This window comes from Bartonella sp. TT29SHDZB (assembly GCF_042193395.1).
Classification (GTDB): Bacteria; Pseudomonadota; Alphaproteobacteria; order Rhizobiales; family Rhizobiaceae; genus Bartonella.
Genome location: NZ_JBHILQ010000003.1, coordinates 141,843 through 157,585 on the forward strand (window position 1 = coordinate 141,843; position 15,743 = coordinate 157,585).

Consider the following 15,743-nt stretch of genomic DNA (forward strand, 5'->3'; position numbering starts at 1 on the left):
GACAAAAGGTCTCGCGTTTCGTATGTGTTTTCCTAAGAACGAAGCGCATTTAAATAAAACAGCTTATCTCGAATTTATGATAAAATATCATTGCACATTATTCTTTGTTGAAGAAAAAGTTCATGTGTGTGCAATTGAAATACATAATAATTCACTTTTTAAGTAAGCTTATTTTATAGCTTTTTAAAAATGGTCGGAGCGGCGGGATTTGAACCCACGACCCCTTGACCCCCAGTCAAGTGCGCTACCAAGCTGCGCTACGCTCCGAGTTCATGTAAAACGATTAAATGACTGTTTCTTTAAAGGCAAGAGAAAAAATAAACAGAATAAAATCTAAAATGCTCTTGCACTTAGAGCTTTTGAAAAAAATTTGGACATCAATATTTTGTTGTTAATTCAAGATAAGTAACGAATCTATAAAATTCTTTGTGATCATTAAATTTTTAGTTCTATAGTTAATAGATGTATGCATTTAATTACTTTTGCAGATTATAAGGGGATAAGATTAGTGACTTTAGGGGTATGCATTGGAAAAGGAGGGGAGAAAATGAATGTGGGAGGTATATTTTTTCCTTACCTAATCGTTACTTTATCTAAAAAGATAAAGACTTTCAAAGGAAGAGAAGTGAATGTATGGTTTTGAAAAGTTTTCGTTTTTTTAGAGTTTTTATAGATGAGGTATTTTGCATTTTATGTGGATAAAAAATTGTAAGTTTTGGATTGTATAATCACAAGTCTCATTTTACGGGTATGTATTTTTATCCAAACAAACAAGGTCACAATGCTTTAATTTATGTTTTGTTTTTTTTCTAAAAGATCAGATAAAATATTATAGAGGAAAAACTTTCAAAGTGTCTATTGAACTAAGAAAAGAGTAAAGGATGAGCCGTTTTTCGGTAATAAATTTGACGCAAGCAGCAGTGGATCGTGTTAAAGCGATTATGGATGCAAAAGATGCACAGGGTATTCTTGTTGGTATCAAAAAAGGTGGTTGTGCAGGGATGGAGTATACAATTACTCTTGTCAAAGAAAAGGGGATAGATGCGGACGTTGTTGAAGTGAATGGTGCCCGTGTTTTTGTAGCACATGATGCGGTATTGTTTTTATTAGGAACACAGATGGATTATGAAGAGACAACGCTTCGTTCTGGTTTTGTCTTTAAAAATCCTAATCAAGTTTCAGCATGTGGGTGTGGGGAATCGGTAGAACTTCGCCCTGCTAGACAAGATCAATGCAAAACAAATTAAGCTTATAGTGAACTTGTAATTGAGTAATTTTAGGAGATTTGTTTTCTTGGTACAAGAAACTTAATATTTTGATTGTTCATTTTTAGCTTGCTTCCAAAGTGCTTCCATTTCCTTCAAAGATGCATCAATGAGTGTTTTAGATTGAGTGGATAGCTTTTCTTCAATATAGGCAAAACGATTTCGGAATTTTGTATTTGTTTTTTTTAATGCTTTTTGTGAATCAATCGCTAAGTGGCGTGCCAAATTGAGGAGAATAAAGTAGAGGTCTCCAAACTCTGCTTCTATTTCTGAAATTTTCTTATTTTTGATGGCTTCTTTGAGCTCTTCGAGTTCTTCTTCTATTTTTGCAAAAACTTTATCACTCTCTTGCCAATCAAACCCCACTTTTGCCGCTGCTTCTTGTAAAGCAAGCGCTTCTTGGTTTGCTGGCTGGATTGGTTTTACTTTTGCGAGTATGCTTGTGGAGGAATTGTTGTTTTTTTCTTCACACATTCTTTTTTGTTCAACCTGTTCTCTTTTTTTTATATATTCCCACTCTTCTTTTATAAATCCTCGTTTTTTTTGCTCAGCATTTCCAAAAACATGAGGATGGCGTCGAATCATTTTTTCCGTGATTGCATAAACAACATCTTCAAAAGTAAAGCTGCCTTCTTCTTGTGCTATGGTAGCATGATAGACAACTTGTAAAAGAAGATCCCCAAGTTCTTCACAGAGATCCTTTCGATTTTTTCGTTCAATGGCATCGATGACTTCGTAAACTTCTTCGAGCATATAGGGTATGAGGGATTCAAAAGTTTGTTTTTTATGCCAGATACAACCATTATCAGAGTTTCGTAATGCAGTGATAATTGCAGTGAGATCTTTGATATCTTTTGAGGCTAACATTTTGCACTTCCTTTGTAAGCAATAGAGCTTATGTTAGATGTCCCAACGTCTATGTAACCACATCCATTGTCCAGGATATTCACGGACCCAAGATTCAACAATATCATTTAATTTTTGCGTAGAAGCAGCTATATCGATATCATTTTTTTCATCACGTGGAAGTTCTACATGTTCATATAACTCTAAACGATGACGTCCACTAGGCAAACGAATACAACGTGCTGGATAAATATCACAGTTATATTGTCGAGCAAGTTTTATAATTAAGGGGTTTGTTTTAAGAGGTCTGTTAAAAAACGTCCCCATGACACCGCGGCGAAATTTTTGATCAACGAGCATACCAACATTTTCACCTTCTTCTAATTTGGCTGCTAATGCCCATGCTGCACCGGCCTTGGAGGGAACAAGATGTCCCATAGAAGTTTGTCGTGCTTTAAGGATTCGTTTGGCAACATAGGGATTATTAGGTGGTCTAAATAATACTGTAACATTAAGATCAAAACTTTGTGCGCAAATAGGCAGAAGTTCAAAATTTCCAGTATGTGCGGTGAAAAAAATATGTGGTTTTTTTTCATTTTTTAATCGCTCAAATATTTCAATGCCTTTAACCTCAATGAAACCTGGCTCGTCTGCATGAGGATCAAAATCAAAAATTTTATCAAGAAAAATATATTCGGCTAGGAAACGTCCTATATTTTCCCACATTTCTATTGCAATCACATGGAGTTCTTGCTCTGTTTTTTCTGGATATGCACTCCTAAGGTTTGCAAGTGTGATTTGATGACGATGTACAAGGGGACCAATTTTTTTTGCTAACCAAGCAAAAAAAGAAATTCCCATTTTGGCTGGAAAACATTTTAGAATAAATAAAGAACCAAAGAGCAGATATGCCCATAACAAGTAGGATATTTTTTTAGCTATAATTTTAATACGATATATGAGATTTTTAAGAGAAAGCTTCATCATGATTTAATCGATTTTAAGGATAATTTTACCAAAAACATCACGACTCTCCATTCGTTTTAAAGCTGTATCAATTTCATCCAGCCCAACAATTGTATCAATGACAGGGTGCACGGCTTTTTGTGCCATTTTTTGCATGGCATTTTTCATATTTTCCATACGGCAGCCAAATGAACCGAATATCTTAAGCTGTTGCTGGAATAATTGCATGAGATTTATTGGTGCTGAAACACCAGAGGTAGAACCGCAAGTCACTAAGCGTGCTCCTTTTTTCATACATAACAGAGAACCGTTCCATGTATCGACACCAACATGCTCAAAAACAACGTCAACACCTTTTTTTTGGGTTAATTTACGCACTACACCTTCAAAACGATCTTTACGATAATTAATCACATGATCTGCTCCAAGAGCGTGTGCTTTTGCAATTTTTTCATCTGAACCTACAGTGGTGATAACTGTACATCCCATGTGTTTTGCAAGTTGAATGGCTGCAGAGCCAATACCTGAACCACCAGCCTGTATCAGGATTGTTTCTCCTGCTTGTAGTTTTGCGTTATCGAAAAGCATATGTTCTACGGTACCAAAAGTAATTGGAGCAACAGCTGCTTGCAATTCATCACATTGGAGAGGGGCTGGAACTAATAAACGTGCTGGCAAATTGACAAGCTCACACGCAAATCCATCAAGGTGAAAACCGTAGACTCCCTTTACATGACTGCAAAGATTATCCCGTCCTTCATGACAAGCTTGGCATATTCCGCAGGTTTGTGCACCATAAATTGAGACAATTTGTCCAAGTTGGAGATGTTCAACGCCATCTCCTATTTGTATAACCTCACCAGAGGCTTCAGCACCAATGATGAGTGGCATTTTTCTTTTCGCAAAGGCCATGCCACGCCATCCCCATACATCAATGTGATTAAGGGCAACAGCTTTTATCCGTACCGTTACTTCACCTAGGCTCGGTGGAGATGGCGAGGGAATATTGGTGATTTCAAGCCGACGTTCATCGAAGAGTTGCAGTGCACGCATTATTATCCCCCTTAAATATATTATTGGTTAGCGTTATAAAATTTTATTATTAAAGGATTATCCTTTATATGCTGTGATAACAAGACTCGTATTTTGACCACCAAATCCAAAAGAGTTTGACAAAACCGCATTAACACAGGCTTTACGGCTATGATGAGGAACAACATCTAAAGGGATAGCAGGGTCAGGATTATCGTAATTTATTGTCGGTGGAAGTATCCCCGATTGAATGGTTAAAAGCGAAAAAACGGCTTCTATTGCACCAGCAGCAGTTAATGTATGCCCAATCATTGATTTATTAGAAGAGACTGGAATATGCTCTAACTGATCACCGAAGACTGTTGATAACGCAAGATATTCCATTTTCTCATTTTCAGGTGTTGAGGTTCCATGTGCATTAATATAGTCAATTTCATTGATGGTTATTTGTGCATCGTCTAAGGCTTTACGAACGGATTCAATTGCTGGTGATGCATCAGGTTTTGAACGTGTACGGTGAAAATCATCGGCTGTTTCTCCACAGCCAGCTAAAATTCCTAAAACTGTAGCGTTACGGTTTAATGCGCTTTGAAGAGATTCAAGAACAAGAGCGCCTGAGCCTTCTGCCATAACAAAACCATCTCGATCACGGCTAAAGGGTTTTGCTGCTTTTTCTGGAGGCTCATTCTGAGTTGAAAGAGCAGATAGTAGCGAAAAACGAATAAGAGATTCTGCTGAAACTGACCCATCTGTCGCAATTATGAGAGCACGATTTGTCTCTCCCCGTCGAATAGACTCAACACCTAATTGAATTGCTGTTGCACCAGATGCACAGGCAGTGGAAAGTGTAACAGGAAGTCCTTTTGTACCGAATGTTTTTTGAAGTTTTTCTGCAATTGCACCAAATTGTGTGGTTTCAAAAAGCATTTCATGGAGTTTATGCTTACAGACTTTAAGAAGATGTGCATAAGAAGGTTCATTATTGAATTCTTCCTCTTGATCAAGACTAAAACGTGCTTTCCATTCAAGTTCAACAGGAGGAGCAGCTAGAAAGAGTGGTCCATTAAAATTTGTTTTATCAATAGCAGCTTGTTTTAAAGCTTCTTCAGCAGAAAGATGCGCAAGCTTTTCAGAGAGAGCTGAAGCACCAAGCGTACTTTCTTTGAGGAAATCAATTGTTCCAGCAATATATGTATTTAATCCCTCAACGGGAAAACGTGTTATTTTGTGGATACCGCTTACACCGTTTGTTAATTTTTGCCAATTCTCATGTTTCCCTTGTCCTAGTGATGTGACAATACCTGCCCCCGTTATTGCTACAAGTGGACGTCCAAAATGATCATAATATTTCACTATAGAAATTCCCCTTCAAACAGCTGTAAGACGTACGATACCTTCAGCTCTTTTTATACCAATAGTTGTCACAAATATTTCATGTACTTCTTTAAGAAAAGGTTTTTCATGAGGACTTAACGCTGGAAAACAGTGTTTTTTTTCAATTGCAAGTGCTGCAAGAGCAAGTGCTAGAGGAAATTGTGCTTCCCGCATATAGCCAAATAACGTTGTAATACCGCGATAAGATAGATTAGCATCATCAAGAGCATTTTGTTCTGCTTTTGTTGCTTCATGAGCACCAGAGGCTGCTGAAATGGCTAAGGCAGATTTAGTGCCCACAGTTTTTAACATTGTTGCAATTGATTCTCTAAGTGAAGTTTTGGTTCTATCTATTTGGTCTGTAACAATTTGACTAATTTCAGCATAAGCACGTGCGTTACGTTTTTTCGCATGTTCTCCACTTTCAAGAACGAAGAAAATACCACCAGAACCGGTTATAATACCGCCGCCAGGGTGAACTTTACGATCCCACACTGGGCTCCACCCATTATGAGTTAAAAGACCACCAAGCTCATGTGCTAACAACATATCATAACTTTGTGCATTATAGGAACTTCCTACAAGAGCATGGGTACTTTGTCCCGATTTAATACGGGCTACAGCAACTTGAAGTGCAGAAAGTCCACTACCTTCTTCTCCCATAAATGTGCGAGATGATCCAGTGACTTTATGAACAATTGAAATGTTTCCTGCCAGAAGGTTTGAAAGTTGTGCCAAAAATAATGTTGGACGAAGTTCGGTTGCAAGAGCAACATTTAACATAGAGGCATGATCGACGACTGCGCGCGCTTTAGAAAGGATTTGTGTATCAACAGTAATATCACGCTCTCCTCCACTTGCTGCTACGATCATATCCATTGTTGAAGTGAATTGCTCATTATTTTTCATACCGGCGTCATCAAGAGCAAGACCAGCCGCATAAGTACCAAGACGTTGCCATGTTCCCATTTGCCGTTGATCACTTTTTTTAGGAATTTGTAAACTCCAATCAACTTCGGGCAATTTATGAACTGTGTAGGGCGAAAAAGTTGTATAGTCTAGGTTTGGTTGACGGGCTGGATCATTTAAGAGATTCCAATGTTGATCAGTTCCTTCTCCCAGAGAGCTTATGAGTCCTATACCAGTGATGAATACAGATTGATCATGCATGATGAAAAAAATTACTCCGCCTGTTTTAAGGCAACGAGATCATCAATTTTTGCACAAAGGTTTTTAAGAACAAAGTATTCTTCCGTTGCAACTGTACCTTCGTTGACTTCTTGCGTCCATTGTTCTAGTGGAACTTTTATTCCGAAAGCTTTATCAATAGCGAAAACAATATCAAGAAAATCAAGACTATCAATTCCCAAATCGTCAATTGTATGACTTTCAGGTGTAATTATATTGCGATCAATTTCACTGATTTCTGCAATAATATCAGCAACTTTATCAAACGTAGCAGACAATACACGGATTCCTTATTATAGAGTTAGTAAATTCAAAATACATTTAATACTGTTCTTCTAGCCTTTTTTCTCTTTAAAAAAAAGCCTTAATCCAGAATATAACTGTCTTTTCTATAGAGAAAAGAGGTTTACAGTACATGAAATACTATATCTCAATATTTAAAAAACTTTGAAATTTTATTGCGCATTTATTTTACGAGACTATTTTTTCTATTGGCAGCAAGGACAGCAAGGGCTGTTATATTAACAACTCCCCGTGAAGTTACTGAAGGCGTTAAGATATGGGCGGGACGTGCTGCCCCGATTAGAATAGGACCAACATGGAGTGCATTTGTAAGGCTTTTAACAGTGTTGAGCGTGATATTGGCTGAATCAAGTGTTGGAAAGACAAGTAAATTAGCTTCACTTTTAAGACGAGAATCAGGGAAAACACGATCACGAAAAACTTTGGAAAGGGCAGCATCAGCATGCATTTCACCATCTGCTTCTAAATCAGGGTGTAATTTGGCAAGAATTTCTGTTGCACGTCGCATTTTACGCGCACTTTCTGTGTTTTTAGAACCAAAGTTTGAGTGTGATAATAAGGCTGCTTTTGGTGTTATTCCAAATGCTTCAACTTCTTGAGCTGCCAACACAGTCATTTCAGCGATTTCTTCTGCAGAAGGATTTTCATTGACGTAAGTATCTGTGAGGAAAAGAGTGCGTTGTTGAGAGATAAGCAAACTCATAGCAGAAAAACGGTGAACATGAGGATCAAGACCGATAATTTGTTCAATCAATTCAAGTTGGCGTTCAAAGCGTCCTTCTAAGCCGCAAATCATCGCGTCTGCTTCTTCACGCATGACGGCGAGGGCAGCAATGGCCGTTGTTGATGTTCTTACTACTGTTTTTGCCATTTCAGGCGTAACACCACGTCTTCCTGTATAATGAAAAAATAAATTAACATAATCACGAAAACGTGGATCATCTTCAGGGTTTGTTAATTCAAAATCTATACCAGGACGAATTCTCAAACCAAAGCGTTTTAATCTTGCTTCTACGACATGTGGACGACCGATAAGGAGAGGTGTTGCCGTTTGTTCTTCAATGACAATTTGTGCTGCACGAAGGACGCGTTCATCTTCACCATTCGCATAAATGACGCGTTTACGTTTTGCTGTTTTTGCTGCAGCAAAAACAGGTTTCATTGTTAAACCAGAAAGAAAGACAAATCGATTGAGGATATCATAATAGGCTTCCATATCTTCAATGGGACGAACGGCGACACCCGTTGCCATTGCTGCTTTAGCAACAGCAGGAGCAATACGCAGTATTAAACGCGGATCAAAAGGAGAGGGGATCAAATAGTCTGGACCAAAACTCGGGGGTTCTTTTGAGTATGCGCGTGCCACAACATCTGAAGTTTCTTCACGTGCAAGGGCAGCAATCGCATGAACAGCAGCCATTTTCATTTCTTCATTAATTGCAGTAGCACCTACGTCTAATGCACCACGGAAGATATAGGGAAAACACAGTACATTATTAACTTGATTGGGATAATCAGAGCGCCCTGTACAGATCATTGCATCTGGCCGCACGGAGCGTGCTTCTTCGGGCATAATTTCTGGTACTGGATTAGCCAGCGCTAAAATGAGTGGATTTTGAGCCATTCTTTTAAGATATTCAGGCTTTAACACACCACCCGCAGATAAGCCCAGAAAAATATCTGTATTATCAATAATATCAGATAAAGTTCGTGCGTCTGTTTTTTGGGCGTAATTGTCTTTCCAACGATCCATAAGGGTCTTGCGACCTTCATAAACAACACCTTCTAAGTCACTAAGCCAAATATTTTCAACTTTTGCCCCAAGACGGACCAAAAGATTAATACAAGCTAGGGCCGCAGCGCCTGCACCTGAGGTAATTATTTTTGCATTTTCAATTTTTTTTCCTGAAAGATTTAAGGCATTTAATACAGCCGCAGAAACAATAATAGCAGTTCCATGTTGGTCATCATGAAAAACTGGAATATTCATCTTAGCGCGCAGTTTTTCTTCGATTTCAAAACATTCAGGAGCCTTGATGTCTTCAAGATTGATACCACCAAATGTAGGTTCTAAAGTCGATACCGTTTGTACCATTTGTTCTATATCGGATGCATCAATTTCAATATCAAAGACATCAATATTCGCAAATTTTTTGAATAAAACGGCTTTACCTTCCATAACTGGCTTTGAAGCAAGTGGGCCAATATTTCCTAAACCAAGAACAGCAGTTCCATTGGATATAACAGCGACTAAATTAGAACGGGAGGTATATTGAGCAGCAAGATTAGGATCTTCATGAATTGCAAGACATGGTGCAGCAACACCTGGAGAATAAGCAAGAGCTAAATCACGTTGGTTATCAAGAGGTTTTGTTGCTTGTATTTCCAATTTTCCAGGTTTAGGGTACTGGTGATAAAAAAGTGCGGCACTGTCAAGTTCAGCTTTTTGTGAACTGAAATTACTATTTCGTTCTCTAGACATTTTTATGATATCCAAGTTAGTGTATGTTTATACTGAGCGTTCCATCTACGATAAGGTTTTGTCTACTATAGATCCTCATTTCTCTGCATATCAAAATGCATGGGCATGAGTAAATTCTCCTGGATCGTAAAACCAATTTGATGCTTCTTTTTGTTTGTGCGCGTAAATAATTTTGTTGATAGCAGCACGTTTGTTTTTCTTTCCTTAATAAAACACGTAAAAATTAATTAGTTTACAAAAAAATGAAATATTTCTTAATGCTTACATTACCAAGTCATTATTTTTTTTGCAATGCTTACAAAATAAGGAAAACACAGAAGAGCTTTTCCTATTAATTTCATCCATTTTTTATAAAATATATATTTTATTTAAAATTCTATACGTAGGTAAAAGAAGTTTTAAACAACAATTTAAAAGTTATAAATTTTTTATTCAAATATTTTAAAGGTAGTTGAAACGTTAAGAAGAGAAATTGTGTTGTTTATTGTTCAATAGAATTTCTAATAGTGAAAGCTTTATTTTTTATATACTGATAAGTATATGTTTTAAGCAACGAAGATGTCGCTGAAATAGCTGTAATTGCGCATTCTATACATGAATCATATATTCCATATAACGCTTTTCTTTATAATTTATAATGAATCATCTTGTATATTGGATGGGAAATTTGAATACAATAAAATCCATTCATTTCAAATTCACCTAATATAACAAAAATATTGACTTACATATTTCAAGGAAGAGCAATATGTGAGTAAAAAATCTTTAAGAAAGGAATAAAAATGTTTCTTATGAATTGTTTTCATAAAAACGCATGAAAAAACATTGAGAGGTAGCAAATAAAATAATATTGTTAGAGCTTTATGTTTTTATGAAACTATGAAAAAAAAGATTAAGAGAAGAATAAAGAAGTAGGAAATATGTTTTATTATTCTTAGAATGCTATGCTGTTTGATAAGTTATTATGCTTCTTTAGGATTATCGTCTAGGATATCAAAGAAAATCGCATGCCAATTATCCCAGCCTTTGAAAGCTACAGTTGAAAGCAAAGTACTCTATGATGAGCCATTAAAACAACTGGAGAGAGAAAGTGGAAAAAATATTTTTTTCCACTTTTCTTATTTGTTTATTGAATACGGCCACTTGCATGAGCAAGCATGGTATAAACTTTTCCGGTATCTGATATCAGGTATTTGCGCACTGAGCTGGAAGAACTAGAACTGCGCGATATATCACGTAAGAGCTTTTCGAAATCTGTAACATATTGATTCACTGAACGTTTAAACTCAAAATCGCTCATATATTTTCTCTTAATCATTTCAAATATTGTTTTTCCATTCAAGGTGTAAAGACGTTCTGTTACAATGTTTTTTTGTCCACGTTGATAATGATCCCATAGCTCAACAATGGCATTATGATTAATCGCTTGCACTATACCAGATGCTAATGAGTTAAGAGAGGTGTTTGCAGGACGTGGTTTTGTTTGCACAGACGTTAAAACAGCATCACTAGGGGCGTCATAAAATGTTTCTTCACGTGAAGCTCTTTCTAAGAGATTCGATACCCATTTATTTGGTCTTTTTTTGCTTTGATCTTGTTGCAAAACAGGTTTAGGTGGTACGATCTTTTTAATGGTTTCAGGGGAACTATCACTTCTTTGATTAAACATTGATGATGTAGGAAATGCCGATATCAGCTGTTTTTGCAAATCCTTTTGATCATTTTGTATAACACTGACTAAATCTTGTAACGCTGTAATCTGTTCATTCAAAGCTGTGCGAATTGTTTGCGTTGTTTCTTTTGTTTTTTCTGGAAGTTTTTTTACATTTTCATTGATATCATTATTAATCTTTGAGAGCTCTAAACGAACTTCATCAGCGGAGCGACGTATATTTTCTGCTGCTTCTGAAAAACGCATTGATGCTTCACTAACAAGTCCATTAAGTGATTGTTGGAATGAATTTGTGGAGTTACGCGCATTCTTATCAGAGCGTTCAAGTGCTAAGTTGAAGATTTTTTCATAATGCTCAATCATTTGATTAATTTCATGAGACTTTGAAACAAGTGCATCACTTAATACAGAAAGCGTATTATGTTTTTCTTCAAGTGTTGCACTAAGTGAATTTTCAGACTGTTCAAGAACGTGAATAGTTTGGGTGAGTGTTTTTGCATGTTCACCAAAACTGCTTGTTATATGATTAATTTGTTCAAAGGTATTCTCTGAGAGTCCTTGCAGAATTTCAACATTATTGTTGAGTGCTTGATTTGAGGCTGTTAAACGCTCTGCTACTTGGTTTGTATTACGGAAAAAATTATTCGTCGTTTCACTAAACTGACCATCAATATTTTGAACAGCTGATAATAAAACATTACTATTTTCGTGAAAATTGTAAATTGATTGATTCAACTGTTTTAAGATGGATGAGACATTATTAACAAGCTCTTCCTTCATCGCTGTTACTGTTTGAAGTGTTTCGGAGTTAGCTTTGGTCAAGCTATTCACTAAAGATTCATTATGTGCATAAATTCTTTGTTCAGCATTTTGTGTAGAGAGAGAGAGTTGTTCACCGATATGCTGTGTTAAAGAATCAATAGATTCTGTCGTATTTTGCGCTGCTTGATTTAAGTAATTTGTCAGCTCTGTTATTTTTCCAACATGTTCTGAAACTTGTGTCGCTGTTTGATTTCCAGCATCTTCCAGACGGCTCGTTACATCAGAAAGCTGATGTCCTAAATTATTTTTAAGATTTTGCATAGAGTGATGAAGAACATCACAGCGTTCATTAAGAACTTGTTCTATTGCTGTTGTTGATGTGTGAATAGTTTCATTCAATAATGCTTGTGCATTATGACTGGCTGTTGCGAAAGCTTCGACAGTATGCGCTGTTTGTTCAGACAGAACGGACAGAACTTTTTCACTGGTATCATAAACAGTTTTTTTGACATTTGATACAATGCGATTGCCTGATTCTGAGAGAATATTTTCTGCTTGGGCAGTAACATTTGTAACAGATGAAAGAATTTGTTCACTCGTAGAAGAAAGAATATCAGAAGCTTTTATAATCTTATTATGCAGGTTATCTGTAACTGTATTAACAGAGTCTTCTAAAGTTACACGCATATTGTCAACACTGCTTTCCAGCGCTTGTTGAATTACCTGACTTTGCTCATTATTAAGCATGAGAGACGTTTTTAACGTGTCAGAACGTTCCTCAATAACAGATGTTTGCATATCAATGGCTTCACAGATTTGGCTAAACTTTTCAGATAATGTTTCCTCTAGCGTTGTTGTCCGTTCAAAAATTTTGTGTGCACGATCTTCTAGATCTGTATCGAATGATTCCATACGTGTTTCAAGGGTTTCAAAGAAAACTCCACTCGATTGAGAGAGGGTATTCTTTAAAATTTCGGCATGGCTTTCAAGGTTTTTGATATGATCTTGAACCGTTTCAGTAATGTTTTTATTATTGGCAACAATTGCACTCTCAACTAAATCTATTTGTTGTTTCAATGCAACATCAACACGTATATCACTTTTTGCAATGAGGTTATGGATTGTTTCCATGCGTTGCTCAAGTGTGCGTGCTTGATCGGCAAGAACTTCATTGAGAGAAAAACTATTAATCGCTAAAGAATCGCGCAGAGCATCGGCACGGATATCAATATTTCTCGCTTGTGCTTCTAAAGCATCTTGGGTTGTATTACAGCTTTGTACAATGACGTCTTGTAGCTTTTCAGTGCATTGAATGATGTTTGTAATATGATTTTCAGCTTGTTTATCAACAACTTGAACATTATCAGCCAAAACTTTTTCAATATGAGAAGTATTTTGGGACAAAACATCAATTTGATTTCTTAATGTATCTGCAATTTTATTCTTCTCGTTATCGAGCATGTCTGCCATAAGAGCTCGTTGATCAGAAAGTTGTACTTTAAAATCTTGTGAACGTTCTTGTATGATATCAACAATGGCATTGTCGACATATTGAATTTCTTCTCTCAGACTTTCTTTACTTTTATCAATTGCAGAAAGAATAGCTTCACGTCCATTTGTAAATGCATGGGTAATGTCTGCTGTTTTTTCTTGGAGGTTTTCATTTATTTTCAAGACATGAGATTCCAAGAAGTTACCAAGTTTTTCAGCATTATCCTCTAAAGCCTGACTGCGTTCTATAAAGGAATCAATAATGGAATCACTATGTTCTTTAAGAGAAAGATCAACAGTTGCTAAACGTTGTTCAAAGGCTCCAATTGCTTGCGAGGTTACGTTATCAAATTTAGAAGAGAGTTTATGTGCTTGGTCGTCGAGCTTTAAGATCTTCTCATCAAAATTCTGTAGAGATTGATTATTACGATCAATAAGAGCTTTATCCAAGGCTTTAAACTTTTCATCGACAGCGTGCAAAGTTTGATCTGTTACTGCTTGTATATGTGTTGCAATTTTAGCAACATGTACTTCCGCTTTTTCAGCTGTTTCATTAAAGGTTTTTTCTATTTGTTTTTCATTATGATCAAATCGTTTTGCAAAACCATCGAAGTTTTTTCCTAATTCATGAAAGAATTCTGTGTTTTTCTGCTGAATTTGTGTTGTTGTTTTGTTAAATTTTTCAACAAGCTGATTTGTTACGCCATCACTGGCGTAGGAAAGTTTTTCAACAAGGTCTTCACCTTGTTTTTGTAAAGTTTGAGAAAGGGTTTGTGCAAGTTTTTCAACGTTGGTTACAATGTTAGAGGTAACCAAACCAAATTCATCACTCAGTTGTTCTTGGGTTCCTTTAATTGTTGATTGTACGCGATCTGCGTGATTCAAAATGGCGATGCGTTCATTACTCAATTCTTTGATTAATGTATGGATACGTGATTCATTCTCAGCATAGGCTTGTTCTAAATTGTGAACTTCACCTTGTATGATCGCTTCAAGTTCAACAGCACGTCCGAGGGTACGTTCAATACCTTCGTTCATTGCTGCTACTTCTTCACGAATGGTTTGCCCTATAGCAATAGCTTGTTTTTCAGATAGATGTTGTGGTTCACTAAGGCGCTGTGCAGCATTGGTCATAAGAAGAGCAATATTATGCAAGTCGTTTGAGCGTTTTGTTAATTGAGCAACGCCCCAAGATATAAGGATAGGAATTGCTGTTCCAGCTGCTACAGCAAGGCCTGTTGGGGATGTAACAAAAGTGCTGATATTGGATAAGGAGCTGAGTCCGGTAGGTGCAAGCTTATGCGCAATAAAAGCTCCTCCAGTTGCCCATAAAGCACTAAGCGCTGTTGTATACCAGTAGACTCGAGAGGAAGAACGCTGCTTTAATGGTCCAAAATTTACAGGGGTTGTTATATCATCATTTGCAGGAAGAAGTTTTGTAGACAACAATGTATTATGAACAGTTCCACCTGAAATATCAGGTGAAGGTTTTGGAGAAAAAAGCTGTTCAACAACGGATTTATCAATAACAGCTTCATCATGAATATTAGAAACAAAAGTTGACGTACCGTTTTCAGCAAAAAATTCTTGTTCTGCCATTGCAATTTTTTGAATCAGATCATCGACATTAACAACATTTTCAGAATTATTGGATGATATTGTTTCAAATCCTGTGTTATCGAAATCAAAGTCCATAGCTTTTGTGAGGGCTTCTTCAACTTCAACTTCAAATGTTTGCAATTTTGTTCTGCGTGCCATACTCGCCTCGTACTCTTACAGACGGAAAAGGGATACGTCCTCTTCCACATAATTTCTACATACTAGCTGTTAATTATTTAGAAAGGAATATGCTTAGGGAAAAATTTTGAAAACTTATCAAGATAAAGTTAACGCAGTTTCTTATACCCTGTTTAAAAGTGCTATAAAATGTAACAAAAACAATTTATTATTTGACTCTAATAAAAACAAAAATACTGTTTACAACTTGTGTTTATAAAAAGCTTTATAAATCTATTATTTTTAAGATAAGATGATTTAATGGCGTATATATGGCATATATAATGTTAAAAAAACAGTGAGGTGCGAATGCCTCTTTTTAAATATCGATGATTGTTAATAAATGCTGTTGTTTGCTTACTTTTATTGATTCGAAACAAAGGAGATTTATCATCACAGATATAGCCTGTAATAGCTTAGTATAAATTTTTGCTTTTTAATTGTAAGCTCATAAAAAAGTAAACGTGGAAAAATTTTTAATTTAATATAGCTTTTCGTAAGTTGTACTTTATTATTGCCTTAAAGAGCCGTTTTTTCTCTAATTTCAGTTGTTTGTTGCTGAATTTTGAAGCTTCTACGTTGACAA

Annotated in this window: 9 protein-coding genes and 1 tRNA gene; 1 reads left to right on the top strand and 9 read right to left on the bottom strand. The window is 36.3% G+C overall.

Going from position 1 to position 15,743, the window contains the following annotated elements; all coding sequences use genetic code 11:
- Positions 1-190 precede the first annotated feature (190 nt).
- Positions 191-267, bottom strand: a tRNA-Pro gene (locus ACFIJJ_RS02975).
- 614 nt (positions 268-881) lie between these two features.
- Here ACFIJJ_RS02975 and ACFIJJ_RS02980 point away from each other — a divergent pair.
- A complete protein-coding gene (locus tag ACFIJJ_RS02980) occupies positions 882-1,247 on the top strand; it encodes an iron-sulfur cluster assembly accessory protein (RefSeq protein WP_375645858.1) in 366 nt (121 codons plus the stop codon).
- A 60-nt stretch (positions 1,248-1,307) separates the two neighbouring features.
- Here the strand turns inward: ACFIJJ_RS02980 and mazG are convergent, their stop codons facing one another.
- From mazG to ACFIJJ_RS03020, 8 genes are all read right to left on the bottom strand, one after another.
- The gene (gene mazG / locus ACFIJJ_RS02985) at positions 1,308-2,132 is read right to left on the bottom strand and encodes a nucleoside triphosphate pyrophosphohydrolase (protein WP_375645859.1); all 825 of its coding nucleotides are present in this window, start codon (positions 2,130-2,132) and stop codon (positions 1,308-1,310) included.
- Between the two features lie 33 nt (positions 2,133-2,165).
- Positions 2,166-3,095 (bottom strand): lipid A biosynthesis lauroyl acyltransferase, encoded by a 930-nt coding sequence (locus ACFIJJ_RS02990; RefSeq protein ID WP_375645872.1) that lies wholly within the window; start codon positions 3,093-3,095, stop codon positions 2,166-2,168.
- 6 nt (positions 3,096-3,101) lie between these two features.
- Positions 3,102-4,130, bottom strand: a complete 1,029-nt coding sequence (locus tag ACFIJJ_RS02995) for a zinc-binding dehydrogenase (RefSeq protein ID WP_375645861.1) — start codon at positions 4,128-4,130, stop codon at positions 3,102-3,104.
- A gap of 57 nt (positions 4,131-4,187) precedes the next feature.
- Entirely contained in the window at positions 4,188-5,462 is a 1,275-nt protein-coding gene (locus ACFIJJ_RS03000; protein ID WP_375645862.1) for a beta-ketoacyl-ACP synthase, read from the bottom strand.
- A 15-nt stretch (positions 5,463-5,477) separates the two neighbouring features.
- Entirely contained in the window at positions 5,478-6,653 is a 1,176-nt protein-coding gene (locus ACFIJJ_RS03005; protein ID WP_375622430.1) for a beta-ketoacyl-ACP synthase, read from the bottom strand.
- Positions 6,654-6,664: 11 nt separating this feature from the next.
- Complete coding sequence (locus ACFIJJ_RS03010; protein ID WP_375613069.1) at positions 6,665-6,949, bottom strand: acyl carrier protein; 285 nt, start codon at positions 6,947-6,949, stop codon at positions 6,665-6,667.
- A gap of 188 nt (positions 6,950-7,137) precedes the next feature.
- A complete protein-coding gene (locus ACFIJJ_RS03015; protein ID WP_375622431.1) occupies positions 7,138-9,456 on the bottom strand; it encodes an NADP-dependent malic enzyme in 2,319 nt (772 codons plus the stop codon).
- Positions 9,457-10,582: 1,126 nt separating this feature from the next.
- Positions 10,583-15,139 carry a hypothetical protein gene (locus ACFIJJ_RS03020; protein WP_375645863.1) on the bottom strand — a complete coding sequence of 1,519 codons (4,557 nt, stop codon included), beginning with the start codon at positions 15,137-15,139 and terminating at the stop codon, positions 10,583-10,585.
- Between the last annotated feature and the right edge of the window lie 604 nt (positions 15,140-15,743).